At 60.4% G+C, this 18,283-nt stretch carries 18 protein-coding genes; 16 read left to right on the forward strand and 2 right to left on the reverse strand.

From position 1 onward, the window contains the following. The 6 genes from ACPYOJ_RS04395 to lpxB form a co-directional block, all read left to right on the forward strand. The coding region (locus tag ACPYOJ_RS04395) for a BamA/TamA family outer membrane protein (protein ID WP_481415154.1) at window positions 1-455 on the forward strand (455 nt) is incomplete at its 5' end. A gap of 37 nt (window positions 456-492) precedes the next feature. Further along, on the forward strand, window positions 493-1,557 hold the full coding sequence (gene lpxD / locus ACPYOJ_RS04400; protein ID WP_481415155.1) for a UDP-3-O-(3-hydroxymyristoyl)glucosamine N-acyltransferase: 1,065 nt from the start codon (window positions 493-495) through the stop codon (window positions 1,555-1,557). Beyond that, entirely contained in the window at window positions 1,550-2,017 is a 468-nt protein-coding gene (gene fabZ / locus ACPYOJ_RS04405; RefSeq protein WP_481415156.1) for a 3-hydroxyacyl-ACP dehydratase FabZ, read from the forward strand. The genes lpxD and fabZ overlap by 8 nt, the downstream gene beginning before the upstream one ends. Continuing rightward, window positions 2,014-2,832, forward strand: coding sequence for an acyl-ACP--UDP-N-acetylglucosamine O-acyltransferase (lpxA, locus tag ACPYOJ_RS04410; protein WP_481415157.1), 819 nt, complete (start codon window positions 2,014-2,016; stop codon window positions 2,830-2,832). Before fabZ ends, lpxA begins: the two co-directional genes overlap by 4 nt. Window positions 2,833-2,835: 3 nt before the next feature. After that, window positions 2,836-3,717, forward strand: coding sequence for an LpxI family protein (locus ACPYOJ_RS04415; protein ID WP_481415158.1), 882 nt, complete (start codon window positions 2,836-2,838; stop codon window positions 3,715-3,717). Further along, a complete protein-coding gene (lpxB, locus tag ACPYOJ_RS04420) occupies window positions 3,702-4,874 on the forward strand; it encodes a lipid-A-disaccharide synthase (RefSeq protein ID WP_481415159.1) in 1,173 nt (390 codons plus the stop codon). Before ACPYOJ_RS04415 ends, lpxB begins: the two co-directional genes overlap by 16 nt. Before the next feature lie 26 nt (window positions 4,875-4,900). On the opposite strand, the gene gltA is transcribed toward lpxB, so the two are convergent. Further along, window positions 4,901-6,190, reverse strand: a complete 1,290-nt coding sequence (gene gltA / locus ACPYOJ_RS04425) for a citrate synthase (protein WP_168832799.1) — start codon at window positions 6,188-6,190, stop codon at window positions 4,901-4,903. Between the two features lie 295 nt (window positions 6,191-6,485). Here gltA and ACPYOJ_RS04430 point away from each other — a divergent pair, with 295 nt between their 5' ends. Then, complete coding sequence (locus ACPYOJ_RS04430) at window positions 6,486-8,918, forward strand: ComEC/Rec2 family competence protein (RefSeq protein WP_481415160.1); 2,433 nt, start codon at window positions 6,486-6,488, stop codon at window positions 8,916-8,918. Here ACPYOJ_RS04430 and lexA read toward each other — a convergent pair. Continuing rightward, window positions 8,899-9,615, reverse strand: coding sequence for a transcriptional repressor LexA (gene lexA / locus ACPYOJ_RS04435; protein WP_481415161.1), 717 nt, complete (start codon window positions 9,613-9,615; stop codon window positions 8,899-8,901). The two genes, ACPYOJ_RS04430 and lexA, sit on opposite strands and share 20 nt — an antisense overlap. A gap of 206 nt (window positions 9,616-9,821) precedes the next feature. Between lexA and ACPYOJ_RS04440 the strand changes: the two genes are divergently transcribed. The 9 genes from ACPYOJ_RS04440 to ACPYOJ_RS04480 all read left to right on the forward strand — a co-directional run bounded on the left by ACPYOJ_RS04440 (window position 9,822) and on the right by ACPYOJ_RS04480 (window position 18,272). Further along, entirely contained in the window at window positions 9,822-10,700 is an 879-nt protein-coding gene (locus ACPYOJ_RS04440) for a VOC family protein (RefSeq protein WP_481415162.1), read from the forward strand. Then, on the forward strand, window positions 10,697-11,539 hold the full coding sequence (kdsA, locus tag ACPYOJ_RS04445) for a 3-deoxy-8-phosphooctulonate synthase (protein ID WP_168832796.1): 843 nt from the start codon (window positions 10,697-10,699) through the stop codon (window positions 11,537-11,539). The genes ACPYOJ_RS04440 and kdsA overlap by 4 nt, the downstream gene beginning before the upstream one ends. Window positions 11,540-11,678: 139 nt before the next feature. After that, on the forward strand, window positions 11,679-12,953 hold the full coding sequence (gene eno / locus ACPYOJ_RS04450) for a phosphopyruvate hydratase (protein ID WP_481415163.1): 1,275 nt from the start codon (window positions 11,679-11,681) through the stop codon (window positions 12,951-12,953). Window positions 12,954-13,094: 141 nt separating this feature from the next. Next, the gene (locus ACPYOJ_RS04455) at window positions 13,095-13,415 is read left to right on the forward strand and encodes an FtsB family cell division protein (RefSeq protein ID WP_168832794.1); all 321 of its coding nucleotides are present in this window, start codon (window positions 13,095-13,097) and stop codon (window positions 13,413-13,415) included. A gap of 146 nt (window positions 13,416-13,561) precedes the next feature. After that, window positions 13,562-14,608, forward strand: a complete 1,047-nt coding sequence (pdhA, locus tag ACPYOJ_RS04460) for a pyruvate dehydrogenase (acetyl-transferring) E1 component subunit alpha (RefSeq protein ID WP_481415164.1) — start codon at window positions 13,562-13,564, stop codon at window positions 14,606-14,608. Window positions 14,609-14,623: 15 nt separating this feature from the next. Further along, window positions 14,624-16,003: a pyruvate dehydrogenase complex E1 component subunit beta gene (locus ACPYOJ_RS04465; protein ID WP_481415165.1), complete on the forward strand. Its 1,380-nt coding sequence runs from the start codon at window positions 14,624-14,626 to the stop codon at window positions 16,001-16,003. 16 nt (window positions 16,004-16,019) lie between these two features. Next, window positions 16,020-17,366: a pyruvate dehydrogenase complex dihydrolipoamide acetyltransferase gene (locus ACPYOJ_RS04470; RefSeq protein WP_481415166.1), complete on the forward strand. Its 1,347-nt coding sequence runs from the start codon at window positions 16,020-16,022 to the stop codon at window positions 17,364-17,366. 25 nt (window positions 17,367-17,391) lie between these two features. After that, entirely contained in the window at window positions 17,392-17,634 is a 243-nt protein-coding gene (locus tag ACPYOJ_RS04475) for a hypothetical protein (protein WP_481415167.1), read from the forward strand. Beyond that, window positions 17,631-18,272, forward strand: coding sequence for an SGNH/GDSL hydrolase family protein (locus tag ACPYOJ_RS04480; RefSeq protein WP_481415168.1), 642 nt, complete (start codon window positions 17,631-17,633; stop codon window positions 18,270-18,272). Before ACPYOJ_RS04475 ends, ACPYOJ_RS04480 begins: the two co-directional genes overlap by 4 nt. Window positions 18,273-18,283: the final 11 nt, after the last annotated feature.

The raw sequence follows: 18,283 nt of genomic DNA on the forward strand, positions 1-18,283 counted from the left end.
TTGGATCGGTTGCTGCTGGCGCAGGCTATGTTGTCGGCTTCGGAAGCGATTTGAACGTCTTCGACCAGTTCACGCTCGGTAATAATGATATCCGCGGCTTCGAGAACAAGGGTATCGGCCCGCGTATTGCTGGCTCCAACGACGACCCGCTCGGCGGCACGACGTATTTCACCGTGTCGGCGGAAGCGACGTTCCCGATGCCGCTCTTCCCGCGTGACTTCGGTCTGCGCGGTGCGGTGTTTGCCGATGCCGGTACGCTTTTCGGCAACGACGTTACGCTGCGCGGCAACGATAAGTTGGAAGGCGACAATGCGGATCTCCGTGCGTCCGTGGGTCTCGGTATCGTCTGGCAGTCGCCGTTCGGCGCACTGCGCGTCGATTACGCGATCCCGGTCGTGAAGGAAGATTTCGACAAGACGCAGTACTTCAAGTTTGGCATCAACAACCAATTCTGATATCGGCAATCCAGAATCGAAAACTGGAGCTTTGCCGGTGGTGCAGAACAATTTTTTTCCGTCCGGAGATGGCGTCAGACTTTCGGAGCTGGCGCATCATCTCGGGGCGGAACTAGCCAATCCTGATAGCGGCGATGTCCTCATCCGCTCCGTAGCGCCGATCAACCGCGCGAAAGCGGGGGACCTTTGCTACATCATCTCGCGCAAGAGCCGTGCCGAGCTTGAAACCACTCAGGCCTCTGCGGTTCTTTGCGATCCTGCCATCAGTTCAGCCGTGCCGCCGCACATTCCGGTTCTGTTGTCGAAGAATCCGCATGCCGCTTTCGCCATCGCCGGCGGGCTCCTGCATCCGGAGGCGCTTCAGCCGGTCGCGCTCGTATCTTCCGCAACCGACGTTTCGCCGAGCGCAGTGGTCGATCCGACCGCGCGGCTCGAGCCGGGCGTGATCGTAGAGCCTTTTGCCGTCATCGGGGCCAACGCCGAAATCGGCCAGGGTACGCGTATCGGTGCCAGTGCCCTCATCGGCCCAGGAGTGAAGATTGGCCGCGATTGCACGATCGCGGGCGGCGCCAGCATTCTCTGCGCTCTGCTGGGCAACCGTGTGATCGTGCACAATGGCGCACGTATCGGCCAGGATGGCTTCGGCTACGCGCCAGGGCCGCAAGGCATGATCAAGATCGTTCAGATCGGCCGCGTCATTATCCAGGACAATGTTGAAATTGGCGCAAATACGACGATTGATCGCGGTACAATGGACGATACGGTGATCGGCGAAGGGACCAAGATCGACAATCAGGTCCAGATTGGCCATAACGTCAAGATCGGACGCCATTGCGCGATTGTTTCGCAGGTCGGCATAGCCGGCAGCACGATCATAGGAAACGGCGTTCAGATCGGCGGCCAGGCAGGACTTAATGGCCATATCGTGATAGGCGATGGCGCGCAGATCGCGGCAAAAAGCGGCGTCATCCAAAGCATTCCCGCCGGAGAGCGATACGGCGGCATTCCGGCGCGCCCGGTAAAAGATTTTCTTCGAGAATCTGCGGAAATAATGGCGCGCGCCGGCGCGCGGGCTCACAAGACTGGAGAGAAGAATGACTGAGGGGGCCAAAGCGTCGCTTTCGTCGGCGGACATCATGGAGATCATGAAGCTTCTGCCGCATCGCTACCCGTTTTTGCTGGTCGATAAGATCGTTGAGATCGACGGCGATGAATCCGCGATCGGCATCAAGAATGTGACGGCCAACGAGCCGCATTTCACCGGCCATTTTCCCGAATCGCCCATAATGCCCGGTGTTTTGCTGATTGAAGGCATGGCGCAGACGGCAGGCGCCATCTGTGCGCGCAAGGATGGAACGAACGGCAACCTGGTCTACTTCATGACCATCGACAATGCGCGTTTCCGCAAGCCCGTGATTCCGGGCGATCGGGTCGAGTTTCATGTGAAGAAGCAGAAGCAGCGCGGCAATATCTGGAAATTCCATTGCGACGCCAAGGTGGACGGCGGCCTGGTCGCGGAAGCCGATATCGGCGCGATGATCCTGCGCAGGGAAGATGCATGAGCACGATCGCCGCAAGCGCCCGCATCCATGCCATGGCTGTTGTCGAGGACGGCGCCGTGATAGGCGAAGGCGTGACGATCGGACCGTTCTGCCATGTTGGTCCCAAAGTCGTCCTTCACGATAACGTCGAGTTGCTGGCGCACGCTGTAGTGACCGGCAAGACCGAGATCGGCAAAGGCACGCGAATCTTTCCGATGGCGGTCATAGGCGGTGATCCGCAGAGTGTGCACCATGGCGGAGAAGAGACCACGCTCACCGTTGGTGAAAATTGCATCATCCGCGAAGGCGTGACGATGAATACCGGGACCGTCGATTTCGGCGGCAAGACGATCGTCGGCAACAACAACCTGTTCCTTGCCAATTCGCACGTCGCCCATGACTGCCAAGTCGGCAGCAACGTCATCATGTCGAATAATGTCATGCTTGCCGGGCATGTAACGATTGAGGATCGGGTTATTCTCGGCGGTGGATCGGCGGTTCATCAGTTCACGCGCGTCGGCCGTCAGGCCTTCGTCGGCGGCCTTTCCGCCGTCAGCTACGATGTCATCCCCTACGGCATGCTGAATGGAAATCCCGGCTTGCTCGGCGGTCTTAATGTCGTCGGCATGACGCGTGCCGGGATCGATCGCGCCGTCATCCATACAGTGCGGCGCGCCTACAAGGCGATCTTCGAGGGCTCCGGATCGATCCGCGACAACGCGGCGGCGATCCGCGACGAATACGCCGATTGCGAGCAAGCGATGCACATCCTCGACTTCATCGCCGCCGAGAGCGATCGCGCGTTGTCATCGCCGACACGAGGACAGAAAGGCTGACCCTTGTCTCCCGCCGGTGATACCGACAAAGGCCGTCTGGCGATCATTGCGGGGAACGGTCTTCTGCCCTCCTACGTCGCCGAGGCGGCGCGGGCAGCCGGCGAGAATCCATTTGTGATCTCGTTGAAGGGAGAGCTCGACCGGTCATGGGAGGGCTACGACCATGCGGTGATCGGCGTCGGTGATTTCGCGGCACTGGACGGACTTTTCAATCGTCACAACATCACCCGTGTGGTGATGTCGGGCGGCGTTCGCAGGCGTCCCGAATGGCGGGAGGTGCGGCCGACCTGGCGGACGATCGCGAAGATGCCGGCCGTGGTGCGGACCCTGCTTTCGGGCGGCGACGACACGGTGCTGCAGATGGTTATCAAGCTCATCGAGGATAACGGCCGCCGGGTCATTGGTGCGCAGGACATTGCGCCGGACTTGCTGGCGGCTGTTGGGTCGATCGGCGCCCTGTCGCCGGGAGAGGACGACAAAACCGATATCCTGAAGGCTGCACAAGCCGCCGAGGCGCTCGGCGCGCTCGACGTCGGGCAGGGTGCTGTCTCGGTCGGCGGGCGCATTGTGGCGCTGGAAGGCGTCGAGGGGACCGACGGCATGCTTGAGCGTGTTGCTGCGCTGCGGGCTGCCGGGCGGGTCTCGCCGCGCCGGCGCGGCGTACTGGTTAAGCTCTGCAAGCCGCAGCAGGATATTCGCGCCGACCTGCCGTCGATCGGGCTGTCGACCGTGACAAACGCGAAGAAGGCCGGGTTGGCGGGCATTGCCATTGAGGCCGGCCGCGCGCTTGTGCTAGATCGGCAGACAGTGATCAAGGCGGCCGACGAGGCGGGACTCTTTGTCTGCGGACTCGATCGCGGCTTGCCGTCATGGGGGCTGCAATGAAGCTCGCGATCGTCGCCGGTGAAGTTTCCGGAGATCTTCTCGGGGCCGATCTCGTGGCGGCGCTGAAGCGAAGACAGCCTGGAATCGAGTTGGTCGGCGTCGGCGGCGACGCGTTGGAGGCGCAGGGGTTAAGGTCGCTCTTCGACTTCTCCGAACTTTCGATCATGGGCATCACACAGGTGCTCGGTAAGCTTCCGAAGCTTGTTGCGCTCATCAGGCAGACGGCGGCTGCGATCATCGCGGCAAGGCCAGATGTTCTGGTCATCATCGACAGTCCCGATTTCACGCATCGCGTGGCTAAACGAGTCCGCGAAGCCTTGCCGGATTTGCCGGTCATCAATTATGTCTGTCCCAGTGTATGGGCGTGGAAAGAATATCGCGCGCAAGCGATGCTGGGCTATGTCGACCACGTGTTGGCCGTTCTGCCGTTCGAGCCACAAGTGATGGAGCGGCTGGGCGGGCCGCCGACGACCTATGTCGGTCACCGGTTGACGGCTGATCGGGATCTCGTCGCCGCGAGGGGCCGTCGCGTCGCGCGTGGGATTTCAGGCGACCGCCAGAAAACCATCATGCTGCTGCCCGGGTCGCGCTCGACAGAGATCACGAGGCTAATGCCCTATTTCGAGGCCGCCGTGAACGAGCTCGTTGCACGAAACGGCGGCATGCGTTTTGTCATGCCGACCGTCAGCCGCCGCGAAGCTGTCGTCCGCGAACTGGTCGGAAAGTGGAAGGTCCAGCCCGACATCCTGATCGGGAATGATGCAAAATGGCGCGCCTTTGGCGAGGCAGACGCAGCACTCGCCGCATCCGGCACAGTCGTCCTCGAGTTGGCTCTGACCGGCGTTCCGACCGTCTCGACATACAAGACGGACTGGATCATGACAATGCTGACCTCCCGGATAAAAACCTGGACGGCATCAATTCCAAATCTGATCGCCGACTACGCCGTGGTGCCGGAATATTTCAACGACGTCTTGCGCGGCGGCGGTCTTGCCCGCTGGATGGAGCAACTGTCGCAGGACACGCTGCAGCGGCGCGCGATGGTGGAGGGCTTCGACCTCGTCTGGCAGCGCATGCAGACCGAAAAACCGCCTGGCGAGCGGGCGGCGGATGTTGTTCTCGACGTTCTGGACAAGAAAAAACCCGGTCATCACTGACCGGGTTTTTTGTCGGGCGAGGCGGCTTAGCGCTTCGAAACCGGCACGTAATCGCGCTGCGGTTCACCCACATAAAGCTGGCGCGGACGGCCGATACGCTGCTGCGGATCTTCGATCATCTCGTTCCACTGGGCGATCCAGCCAACGGTGCGCGCCAGAGCGAAGAGAACGGTGAACATCGTCGTGGGGAAGCCCAGAGCCTTCAGCGTGATGCCGGAATAGAAGTCGATGTTCGGATAGAGCTTCTTCTCGATGAAGTATTCATCGGTCAGCGCAATGCGCTCGAGTTCCATCGCGACTTCGAGAAGCGGATCGTCCTTGATGCCAAGTTCGCCGAGAACTTCATGCGTCGTCTTCTGCATGATCTTGGCGCGCGGATCGTAGTGCTTGTAGACGCGGTGACCGAAGCCCATCAGGCGGAACGGATCATTCTTGTCCTTGGCACGGCCGATGTATTCCGGAATGCGGTCGACCGAGCCGATTTCCGAAAGCATGTTGAGCGCTGCTTCGTTTGCACCGCCGTGTGCCGGACCCCAAAGGCAGGCAATGCCGGCTGCGATGCAGGCAAACGGATTGGCGCCCGAGGAACCGGCGAGACGAACCGTCGAGGTCGATGCGTTCTGCTCGTGATCGGCATGCAGGATGAAGATGCGATCCATGGCGCGCGAGAGAACCGGATTGACGGTGTATTCTTCGCAAGGAACGGCAAAGCACATGCGCAGGAAGTTCGACGCATAGTCGAGATCGTTCTTCGGATAAACGAAGGGCTGGCCGATATGGTACTTGTAGGCCATGGCGGCAAGCGTCGGCATCTTTGCGATCATGCGCAGGCTTGCGACCATGCGCTGATGCGGATCGGTGATGTCGGTCGAGTCGTGATAGAAGGCCGACAGCGCGCCGACACAGCCGCACATCACAGCCATCGGATGCGCATCGCGGCGGAAGCCGGTGAAGAACCGCGACATCTGCTCATGCACCATCGTGTGATGCGTGACGCGATAATCGAAATCCTTTTTCTGAGCAGCCGTCGGCAATTCGCCGTAGAGCAGCAGATAGCAGACTTCGAGGAAGTCGCCATGTTCGGCGAGCTGTTCGATCGGATATCCGCGATGCAGCAGAACGCCTTCGTCGCCGTCGATATAGGTGATCTTTGATTCACAGGCCGCGGTCGAGGTAAAACCAGGGTCGTACGTGAAGGCACCGGTGTTTTTATAGAGTGCACCAATATCGATGACGTCCGGCCCGATCGTCCCGCTTTTCACGGAAAGATTGGCGGACTTCTCGCCGATTTTGATTGTTGCGCTTTGATCAGTCATGGTGATCCTCCAACTGGCGGGGGCGGCGCCATAAAAGCGCCACAGGGGTTAAGCGTCCTCAGCGATTGCTATATGATCGAGACGCTAATGCCAAGTTACCGTGACGTCATTTTGTGCATCGCAGTATCAACTTTTGGGCACTGCTGCGATGACAGAAATGCATAGCGGAAGCCGATGCTTGGCTCGGCTTTTTCAGGCTGCATGTGTTTGTCTTTTTTCCGTCATTTATTTATTGCTGAAACCCTCTCTAGACGGCATTCTGGTTGTATTTTAAGGCGCTGCCGGACTGGGGTACATGCCGGAGTTGAGAACGAGCGAAACGCACATCGGCTCGTCAGCAGGTGTTGCAGACAAGCTGCCGCGCGGACGTCTCCCCGCGCCGGTCGACGCTGCGCGATGGCACTTGCAGCGCACGCAAAACAATCGCCCGCGGCTAGCTGCCGTTCCCCAGATGCGCGTACATCTCCAGGCCTCTGTTCTGCGGATGGCGGGCGAGGAAACGGCGCATGGCGCACGGCTGCTGTTTGCGCCCGTCTTTCTGGGGCTGGGTGCGGCAATCTGGTTTGTCGCCGGCGGCGGCGTTTCAATGCGCTCCTCGGGCCTCTGCCTGTTTTTTATGCTTGCGGCGCTCGCCGTGACGAATCGCAACCGTGAGGTGCTGCGCGCTGTCCTGACGGCGCTTGCGCTCATCCTTTGCGGCATATTGGCCGCGCAATTCGAGACGCGGCGCGCGGCAACGCTGATGCTCGATTCCGCCGTGACCACGACGCTGACCGGCCGGGTCGAGCGGCGGGAAGGCGATGGCCGCGGCGGATGGCGTTACGTTCTATCTGTCCGGGCCACGGAGCAGCCGTTGTTGAAGCGGCCGCCGGCGCGGGTTACCGTCGTTGCACGAGGGCGGAAAGCCGAGTTCGAGACCGGCACCTGGCTGAAGGGCAGGGCGCGATTGACGCCCCCGGCCGGGCCAGCGCTCCCGGGCTTGAACGACTTTGCCGTCAAGACCTATTTTGACGGCATCGGCGCCAACGGCTTTTTCTATGGTGCGCCAGTGCCGGTGCCACCGGGGCAGGAGGACGCTCGAAATTTCGGCGAAAATTGGCTGGAATGGCTCTATCGCCTGCGCAGCAGTATTGGCGATCGCATAAGGTCGATCCTGCCCGGTGACACCGGTGCTTTTGCCGCCGCGCTGGTGACGGACGAGCGCCGGGCAATTTCCAGCGAGACGACAGAGGCACTCCGTCAGTCCGGTCTTGCCCATATCATCGCAATCTCCGGGCTCAACATGGCGCTGTCGGCGGGTATTTTCTTTGTCGGATTCCGTTCGATACTCAGCCTCTTTCCGGGTGTCGCTCAGGCCTATCCGACGAAAAAGATTGCGGCGGCGGGTGCTCTGGCGGCGGTGACGGCCTACTTCTTGATCTCAGGTTTTGCCGTTTCGGCCGAACGCGCCTTCATCATGATGGCAATCATGCTGGTTGCAGTCTTCTTCGACCGGCCCTCCATCAGCCTCCGCAATGTCGCGCTTTCGGCACTCCTCATCATCTCAATCTCGCCCTCCGAAATCATGGGTCCGAGCTTTCAGATGTCCTTTGCCGCCACTCTGGCGCTGGTCGCGGGATATGCGCTTTGGAAGGAGCGGCCGATGCGCGAAAGCCCTTTTTCAAAAATGCGATCGCTTCGGCTGTTGGTTTCCGTTTCCGGTTTTCTCGGCGGAATCCTGCTCACATCCGTCATCGGCGGCTTTTCGACAGCATTGTTCTCGATCGAGCATTTCCACCGGCTGACGGCCTACGGTCTGCCGGCCAACCTCGCGGCCATGCCGATCATTTCCTTCGTCATCATGCCTGCAGGCCTGCTTGCCATGCTGCTGATGCCCTTCGGGCTAGACGTGCTGCCGTGGAAGGTGGTGGGTTTCGGTCTCGATCTCGTAATCGCGGTTGCCAAGACGGTGTCGTCCTGGGGCGGCGACATCGGCGTGGGCAGGCTGCCCGGCTGGTATTTTCCGGCAGCGGTCGCCGGCTTCCTGCTGCTCACGCTGCTGCGCACCCGGCTTAGGCATATGGGAACAGCGATCATCGCCGGTTCAACGCTTGCCGTTGCGCTCATGCCCGGTAGAGCCGCGCCAGATGTCGTGATTGCCGAAGATGGAAGTCTTGTTGCAATCGTCAGGCAATCCGCTCTCGCCTCCAACCGCGAACGCCCGCCGGATTTCATTTTCGACCAGTGGAAACGAGCGCTGGTTATCGATGACCACCGGCCGCCAAAATTGCTTGATACCGCCTCGGCCCCGCCTTCGGCAAAAGACGGGGAGAGATTGAGGCTTTCTCCGACGCAACAGGAAGAAGCAAGAGATGCGATGCGGAACGCCGCTTCGGCAGGCCATTTCACCTGCGTCAAAAAAGCCTGGTGCACGGCAGAGCTCGAGAACGGCTCCATCCTCGCAGTGATCGAAAATGCGGCCTATTTCGGCCCGGCTTGCGACACAGCGGATATCGTCGTGACGCCGGTCAAGCTGCGGTCCGGCACCTGCCGATCCGGAGCAATGCTGTTTACCGGCGAAACCCTGAGGAAAACCGGCGCCGTCGAGTTACGCTTTGGAAACGGCGCCGCAGACGTCACAACCGCTTTCGAAACACTCGACCGCCCCTGGAGCCGGCACCGCGCCTATGATTGGCGCAGTGGCACATTTGCCGGGGATGCGTTGCCGGTTAGTGATAGCGGCGAATGAGGCCGACGAGCTTGCCTTGAACCTTGACGCGGTCCGGCCCGAAGATACGTGTCTCATATGCCGGGTTTGCGGCTTCAAGCGCGATCGAGGCTCCCTTGCGGCGGAACCGCTTGAGGGTCGCTTCCTCGTCATCGACCAGTGCGACAACGATGTCGCCGGGGTTTGCGGTATTTGAATTGCGGATAATGACCGTATCGCCGTCGAAGATGCCGGCGTCGATCATCGAATCGCCCTTGACCTCAAGTGCGTAGTGCTCGCCCGACCCCAGCATATCGGCGGGGACGGTGATGTCGTGGGTATTGTTCTGGATTGCCGAGATCGGCACGCCGGCCGCGATGCGGCCCATGACGGGAACGGAAACAGCACTGTTGTTGTCTTCGTTCGCCGGCTTCGGCGGGGCTGCTACCGGCTGCGGTTTGCCGAGGCTACCCTCGATGACGCTTGGCGAAAAGCCGCGGCGCGGCTGAATGCTCGGGCTGTAGGCCTCCGGAAGCTTGATCACCTCAAGTGCGCGAGCCCGGTTCGGTAGGCGACGAATGAAACCACGCTCCTCAAGCGCCGTAATCAGGCGGTGGATGCCGGATTTGGAGGCGAGATCCAGCGCATCCTTCATTTCGTCGAAGGATGGCGGGACGCCGGATTCTTTCATCCGCTCATGAATAAAGAGGAGAAGCTCCTGTTGTTTGCGCGTCAGCATCGAAGTTTAACCCCAGATTCGTGAAACAAAGCCAGAACAGACACTATATGTTCCATATGTGTTCCGCAAGTACCTAAATTTCGGTAAAACTTTTTCTGAAGTGCATTCATTTTGGGACTTTTTGTTTGCCGGGTCACCGCTTGCAGCTTGCATCGGGGGAACAGGCCGCGCAAATCTGGAGCACTGGAAAAATGGAGACGCGCCCGATGCCTCATCCACTGGATCACCTTGTCCTACCGGTCACGGACATCGACCTGGCGCGCGAGCGGCTGGGAAGGCTGGGATTTACCATTGCGCCAGAGGGCGGCCACCCGTTCGGAACGGAGAACGCTTGCATCTTCTTTGCCGACAAGACCTATCTCGAGCCGCTTGGTATCGAGAATGCGAAGAAATGTGAAACATCCGTGCGCGGGGGCAATGTTTTTGTGGCGCGCGACCAGGCTTTTCGCTTCCGGTGCGGCAATGACGGGTTTTCTGCGGTCGCTTTTAGCACAGAGGATGCGGACGCCGATCATTCTGCCTTCATGAATGCCAGGCAGAGCGGCGGCGACATGCTGGAGTTTTCGCGTCCGATCGAAATGCCGGATGGCTCGCAATCGACCGGCGCCTTCAAGCTCGCTTTTGCGGCCGATCTCAGGGCGCCGGATTTCTTTCTCTTTGCCTGCCAGCGCATCAATGCCTTTCCCGCCAACCATGACGCGCTGGAAAAACACGAAAATGGCGTAGCCGGTATTCGGGAGGTCGTGCTAAGCGCGCCGGAGCCAGAAGCGTTTGGCTCTTTCGTCCAACTGGCGGCGTCCGGGGCAAAGGTAGAGAGCACCAGTTTCGGCCTCGCAGTCACAACTCCCAACGTCAAAATCAGTCTGCTGTCTCAGGAGGGGATGGAAGCCTATTTCGATGTCGCACAGCCGTTGGCCGACAAGGGGCTCCGCGGCAGCGCCATCGTTTTCCGCACCCGAGATATTACCGTGACAGAGGCCCTTCTGGCTGCTAACGGGATGACCTATACACGCATCAGCAACAGAGTTCTGGTGAAGCCTGCGCCCGGCCAGGGTGCAATCTTCGCCTTTGAGGAGACCCCATGAGCAATACCAACTCCGAAGTCGCAGTCGGCGAAGGCGCCGGGCGCGTTGTGTTTTCCAACAGCGGCCGGCTGTCGCTGATTGCCGGTCCCTGCCAGATGGAAAGCCGCGAGCACGCCTTCATGGTCGCCGGCGTTTTGAGCGAACTCTGCAAGAAGCTCGGCATCGGCCTCGTTTACAAGTCGTCCTTCGACAAGGCGAACCGCACGTCGCTTTCCGCCCAGCGCGGCATCGGGCTTGAAACGTCGCTGGAAGTCTTCGCCGATCTGAAAAAGGAGTTCGGTTTTCCGGTGTTGACCGATGTCCATACGGAAGAGCAATGCGCGGAAGTCGCTACGGTGGTCGATATCCTGCAGATCCCTGCCTTCCTCAGCCGTCAGACGGACCTTCTGGTAGCCGCCGCCAAGACTGGCCGGGCAATCAACGTCAAGAAGGGCCAGTTCCTGGCGCCGTGGGATATGAAGAACGTCCTCGGCAAGCTGAATGCGACCGGCAATCCGAACATCCTGCTTTGCGAGCGCGGTGCCTCCTTCGGCTACAACACGCTGGTTTCCGACATGCGCTCACTGCCGATCATGGCGGCGATGGGCGCGCCGGTGATTTTCGACGCTACCCATTCGGTGCAGCAGCCGGGCGGGCAGGGTGGTTCGTCAGGCGGGCAGCGCGAATTCGTGGAAACGCTGGCGCGCGCCGCTGTCGCCGTCGGTGTTGCCGGCGTCTTCATCGAGACACATGAGAATCCCGACAACGCCCCGTCCGACGGCCCGAACATGGTCCATCTGAAGGACATGCCGCGGCTTCTCGAAAAGCTGCTGGCGTTCGACGCAATCGCGAAGAACTGACGTTCAAAAGTCTGACATGATCGTGTAATAGGCCACGTACGATCGCTGCAGCGGAGGACGCTCAAAGCGCCATTGTAATTTGCGCGTCTTCGATTAAGACGATTTCAAACGATTTAACCGCCACCGAGCAGGAGAAACCATGACTGCAATTACCGACATTATTGCCCGCGAGATTCTTGACAGCCGTGGCAATCCGACCGTTGAAGTCGATGTCTATCTCGAAGACGGCAGCATGGGCCGGGCGGCGGTGCCGTCGGGCGCTTCGACCGGCGCCCACGAAGCCGTTGAAGTTCGCGACGGCGGCAAGCGCTATCTCGGCAAGGGCGTGGAAAAGGCCGTCGAGGCCGCCAATACCGAAATCTTCGATGCGATCGGCGGCATCGACGCCGAGAACCAGATCCAGATCGACAACATCATGATCGAACTGGATGGCACGCCGAACAAATCGCGCCTCGGCGCCAATGCCATCCTCGGCGTATCGCTCGCCGTCGCCAAGGCCGCCGCCCAGGCTGCCGGTCTGCCGCTCTACCGCTATGTTGGCGGCGCCAGCGCCCATCTGCTGCCCGTCCCGATGATGAACATCATCAACGGCGGCGCCCATGCCGACAACCCGATCGACTTCCAGGAATTCATGATCCTGCCGGTTGGCGCCGATTCGATCCGCGAAGCTGTGCGCATGGGTTCGGAAGTGTTCCACGTCCTCAAGAGGGAACTGTCGGCTCAGGGCCACAATACCAACGTCGGCGACGAAGGCGGTTTTGCACCGGGTCTGAAGAGTGCGCCCGAAGCCCTCGATTTCATCATGAAGTCGATCGAGAAAGCCGGCTACAAGCCGGGTGAAGACATTTTCCTCGGTCTCGATTGCGCCTCGACCGAATTCTTCAAGGACGGCAAGTACGTGCTTGAAGGCGAGGGCCGCACGCTGGAATCCGGCGCCATGGCCGAATACCTCGCCGAACTCGTCGGCAAGTATCCGATCATCTCCATCGAAGACGGCATGGCTGAAGACGATTGGGACGGCTGGAAGGCTCTGACCGACCTTGCAGGCAAGACGTGCCAGCTGGTTGGCGACGATCTCTTCGTCACCAACTCGGAGCGCCTGCGTGACGGCATCCGCATGGGTGTCGCCAATTCGATCCTCGTCAAGGTGAACCAGATCGGCTCGCTGACGGAAACGCTGGATGCGGTCAACACCGCGCATAAGGCGGCTTATACCGCCGTCATGTCGCACCGCTCGGGCGAAACCGAAGATTCCACGATTGCCGATCTCGCGGTTGCCAGCAACTGCGGTCAGATCAAGACCGGCTCGCTGTCGCGCTCCGACCGTCTGGCGAAGTACAACCAGCTGATCCGCATCGAAGAGGGCCTCGGCCCGCAGGCCCGCTATGCCGGCCGTTCGATCATCCGCGGCTGATTGCGCTTAGAACTCAACGATTTGAAACCCGCGTCCGACCGGCGCGGGTTTTTCTTGTCCGGAAAATTCATAGTCAACGGACGGTTAATCTCTCGGGGGTAGGCTGATCGGACTAGGTAATGCGTCAGAGCAAGTGTGCGTATGTGGACAAAGCATCATAAGAAGAAAAAGATCGGCCGTTTGGTCGTTCCGGCGATGACCGTCGCCTTTCTCTCCTACTTCGGCTATCATTGCATTCACGGCGACTACGGTCTGCGCGCGACGGAAGTGTTCGAACAGCGCCGCATTGCCCGCGAACGCGATCTCGCGGCGCTCAAGGCGAAGCGCGAACATCTCGAGCAGCAGGTCGCGCTGTTGAGCGACGGCTCGCTGGACAAGGATATGCTGGATGAAAAAGCGCGCTACCAGCTGAATATGTCGCGCGCCGACGAGATCGTGATCTTCAATTCCTACGCCAATTAACCGAAAATCGGTTAATCGACGATTTTTGAGTATTATCAGTAGTTTACCTCAGAATACGAGCCATGCATTTATGGCATTGCTGTGGCTATATTTCTTCCCTATGGTACGCGCCACCCAATAAACGACAAACCCATAGGGAGGGTTGAATGGCGCCGCGAAAGAACGCGACCGTTTCCAGCCGTAAAGCCAGCACAAAATCCGTAGCCAAGGCCTCTAATGGTGGCCCCGTTGCTGATTTCAATCGCGACGAGGAGCTCAAAGCCTATCGCGAGATGCTTCTGATCCGCCGTTTTGAGGAAAAGGCCGGCCAGCTTTACGGCATGGGTTTTATTGGTGGTTTCTGTCACCTCTACATCGGCCAGGAAGCCGTCGTCGTCGGCATGCAGATGGCGCAGAAGGAAGGCGACCAGGTTATCACCGCGTATCGTGACCACGGCCATATGTTGGCAACCGGCATGAACGCGCGCGGCGTCATGGCGGAACTGACCGGACGCCGGGGCGGCTATTCCCGAGGGAAGGGCGGCTCCATGCACATGTTCTCCAAAGAGAAGAACTTCTACGGCGGCCACGGCATCGTCGGCGCACAGGTTTCGCTGGGCACCGGTCTCGCTTTCGCCAACAAGTATCGTGGCAACGACTCTGTGAGTGTCGCCTATTTCGGCGACGGTGCTGCAAACCAGGGCCAGGTTTACGAGAGCTTCAATATGGCAGCACTCTGGAAGCTGCCGATCATCTATATCGTCGAAAACAACCGTTATGCCATGGGCACCTCGACGGCCCGCGCGACGGCACAGTCGAACTACTCGCTGCGCGGCTCGGGCTTCGGCATTCCGGGCATCCAGGTTGACGGCATGGATGTCCGCGCCGTCAAGGCAGCTGCGGACGAGGCTCTGGAGCATTGCCGTTCCGGCAAGGGCCCGATCATCCTCGAAATGTTGACCTACCGCTATCGCGGTCACTCGATGTCCGACCCGGCGAAGTACCGCTCGAAGGAAGAAGTGCAGAAGATGCGCTCCGAGCAGGACCCGATCGAGCAGGTAAAGGCCCGTCTTATCGAGAAAGGTTGGGCTTCCGAAGACGATCTGAAGGCGATCGACAAGGACGTCCGCGATATCGTCGCCGACAGCGCCGATTTCGCCCAGAACGATCCGGAGCCGGATGCATCCGAGCTCTACACCGACATTCTGCTTTAATCGGGGAGGGAACCCATGCCTATCGATATTCTCATGCCCGCCCTCTCTCCGACGATGGAAGAAGGCACGCTTTCCAAGTGGCTCAAGAAGGAAGGTGACAAGGTCACCTCCGGCGACGTGATCGCCGAGATTGAAACCGACAAGGCGACGATGGAAGTCGAAGCCGTTGACGAGGGCGTTATCGGCAAGCTGCTGGTTCCGGCCGGCACTGAAAACGTCAAGGTCAATGCCAAAATCGCGGTCCTCCTGCAGGATGGCGAGTCGGAGTCCGACATTTCGGCCGCTCCTGCTGCCCAGCCCGCGCCGGCCGCTGCCGCTCCGCAAGTCGAAGAGAAGCCTGCCGCCGCTGCCCCGGTTCCCGCTGAGCCGAAGGCGACCGTTCCGAGCGATCCGGACATCCCGGCCGGCACCGAAATGGTGTCGATGACCGTTCGTGAAGCATTACGCGACGCGATGGCCGAGGAAATGCGCGCCGACGACAGCGTCTTTGTCATGGGTGAGGAAGTTGCCGAATACCAGGGCGCCTACAAGGTGACCCAGGGCCTTCTGCAGGAATTCGGCGCGCGCCGCGTCGTCGATACCCCGATCACCGAGCACGGCTTTGCCGGCGTAGGCGTCGGTGCTGCGATGGCCGGCCTGAAGCCGATCGTCGAGTTCATGACCTTCAACTTCGCCATGCAGGCGATCGACCAGATCATCAACTCCGCTGCCAAGACGCTTTACATGTCCGGCGGCCAGATGGGCGCTCCGATTGTCTTCCGCGGCCCGAACGGCGCCGCTGCCCGCGTTGCCGCGCAGCACAGCCAGGACTATGCCGCATGGTACAGCCATGTTCCGGGCCTCAAGGTCGTCATGCCCTACACGGCGGCAGACGCGAAGGGCTTGCTCAAGGCGGCGATCCGTGATCCGAACCCGGTCATCTTCCTTGAAAACGAAATCCTGTACGGCCAGCACTTCGACGTTCCGAAGCTCGACAACTTCGTGCTGCCGATCGGCAAGGCGCGCATCCATCGTCCAGGCAAGGACGCGACCGTCGTTTCGTGGGGCATCGGGATGACCTATGCCACGAAGGCCGCGGCTGAACTCGAAAAGCTCGGCATCGACGTCGAACTGATCGATCTTCGCACCATCCGTCCGATGGACCTGCCTGCTGTCATCGAATCGGTCAAGAAGACCGGGCGTCTGGTTACCGTCGAGGAAGGCTATCCGCAGTCGTCCGTCGGTACCGAAATCGCCACGCGCGTCATGCAGCAGGCCTTCGATTATCTCGATGCGCCGATCCTGACGATTGCCGGCAAGGACGTTCCGATGCCCTACGCCGCCAATCTCGAGAAGCTGGCCCTGCCGAACGTCGGCGAAGTCGTCGATGCCGTGAAGGCCGTTTGCTACAAATAAGGGGAGGGTATTTTCGATGCCTATCAACATCACAATGCCTGCCCTTTCTCCGACGATGGAAGAAGGCAATCTGGCTAAGTGGCTCGTCAAGGAAGGCGACACCGTCAAGTCCGGCGATGTGATCGCTGAGATCGAGACCGACAAGGCGACGATGGAAGTCGAAGCCGTCGATGAAGGCACGGTTGCCAAGATCGTCGTTCCGGCCGGCACCGAAGGCGTCAAAGTCAACGCGCTGATCGCCGTTCTTGCCGGTGAAGGCGAAGACGTTGGTGCTGCGGCGAGCGGTGCTGGTTCCGCTGCACCGGCTCCGAAGGCTGAGGCCGCTGCCGCGCCCAAGGCCGAAACCGCTCCGGCGCAGTCCGCGCCTGCGGCGGCTCCGGTACCGGCAGCAGCCCCTGCGGCAGCGTCGGTCGATGCCAATCGCACCTTCTCCTCGCCGCTCGCACGGCGCCTCGCAAAGGAAGCCGGGATCGATCTCTCCGCGGTTGCCGGCTCCGGTCCGCACGGTCGCGTCGTCAAGAGCGACGTCGAAGCCGCCGTTGCCGGTGGTGGCGCCAAGGCCGCACCGGCTGCTGCCGCTGCACCGCAGGCTGCCGCAGCGCCGGCTCCCGTCGCCAAGGGCGCTTCCGAGGAGGCTGTTCTCAAGCTCTTCGAGCCGGGCTCCTACGAGCTCGTGCCGCACGACGGCATGCGCAAGACGATCGCCCGCCGTCTGGTGGAATCGAAGCAGACTGTTCCCCACTTCTACGTCACCGTCGATTGCGAGCTCGATGCGCTGCTGGCGCTTCGTACCCAGCTCAACGACGCTGCGCCGAAGTCGAAGGACGGTGTTCCGGCCTACAAGCTCTCCGTCAACGACATGGTCATCAAGGCCATGGCGCTCGCGCTGCGCGATGTTCCGGATGCCAACGTCTCCTGGACCGAGAACAACATGGTCAAGCACAAGCATGCCGATGTCGGCGTCGCCGTGTCGATCCCGGGCGGCCTGATCACTCCGATCGTCCGCAATGCGGAAACGAAGACGCTGTCGGTCATCTCCAACGAGATGAAGGATCTCGGCAAGCGCGCCAAAGACCGCAAGCTGAAGCCCGAGGAATACCAGGGTGGTACGACCTCGGTCTCGAACATGGGCATGATGGGCGTGAAGGATTTTGCTGCCGTCATCAACCCGCCGCATGCGACCATCCTTGCCGTCGGTGCGGGCGAGCAGCGCGTCATCGTCAAGAAGGGCGAAATGGCCATTGCGACCGTCATGAGCGTCACGCTTTCGACCGATCACCGTTGCGTTGACGGTGCGCTCGGTGCCCAGCTGCTGCAGGCCTTCAAGGGCTACATCGAAAACCCGATGGGCATGCTGGTGTAACGTGTGGTCGGCGGTCGGGCTTCTGTTGGATATCACTGGATTTGTTATCCTGTTTTACAATGGAAATTTTGCGCGCAACTTTAACAGGCTGGACGGCTTTGAGGTTTGGTCGTCCGATCGCGATGGAAAAGGCGGCGGCATGAGGGCTATTGAGAGAAATGAAAAGTTGCCGAAGGTACTCGACTATCTCGGCTTTGGAATGATCTTCTTTGGCTTCTTATTTCAGCTGATCGGCACGTTGCTCAGCCTTTGGACGATCGAGATATGACGAAGACCGTTCTTTGCTATGGCGACTCGCTGACCTGGGGATACGACGCCGAGACGATCGGCCGCCACGCCTATGAGGACCGCTGGCCGAGCGTGCTTCAGGCGGCGCTCGGCGGCGAGGCGCGTATCATTCCAGAGGGCTTGAACGGGCGGACCACCGCTTTCGACGATCACCTCGCCGATTGCGACCGCAACGGTGCGCGCGTCCTGCCGACAATCCTGCAGACGCATGCACCGCTTGATCTCGTCATTATACTGCTCGGGACCAACGACATGAAGCCGGTCGTGGCAGGTTCGGCTTTTGCCGCCTGCCAAGGCATCGCGCGTCTGGTTCGGCTGATCCGCAACCACGCCTGGCCCTTCGAACTCGACGGGCCGGATATTCTGATCGTGGCACCGCCGGCGATCTGCGCGACGGGCAATGTGCCCTTCGCAGCATCGTTCCCGGGCGGTGTTGAGGAATCGGCGAAACTCGCGACGCTTTATCGTGACCTTGCCGACGAACTCGGCTGCGGCTTCTTCGACGGTAACTCCGTCGCCAAGACGACGCCGATCGACGGCATTCATCTCGATGCCGAAAATACCCGCGCTCTCGGGCGCGGCCTGGAATCGATCGTGCGGATGATGCTGGGGCTCTGATCATGGCCTCC

Source organism: Rhizobium sp. SVR5-9E, from assembly GCF_056755095.1.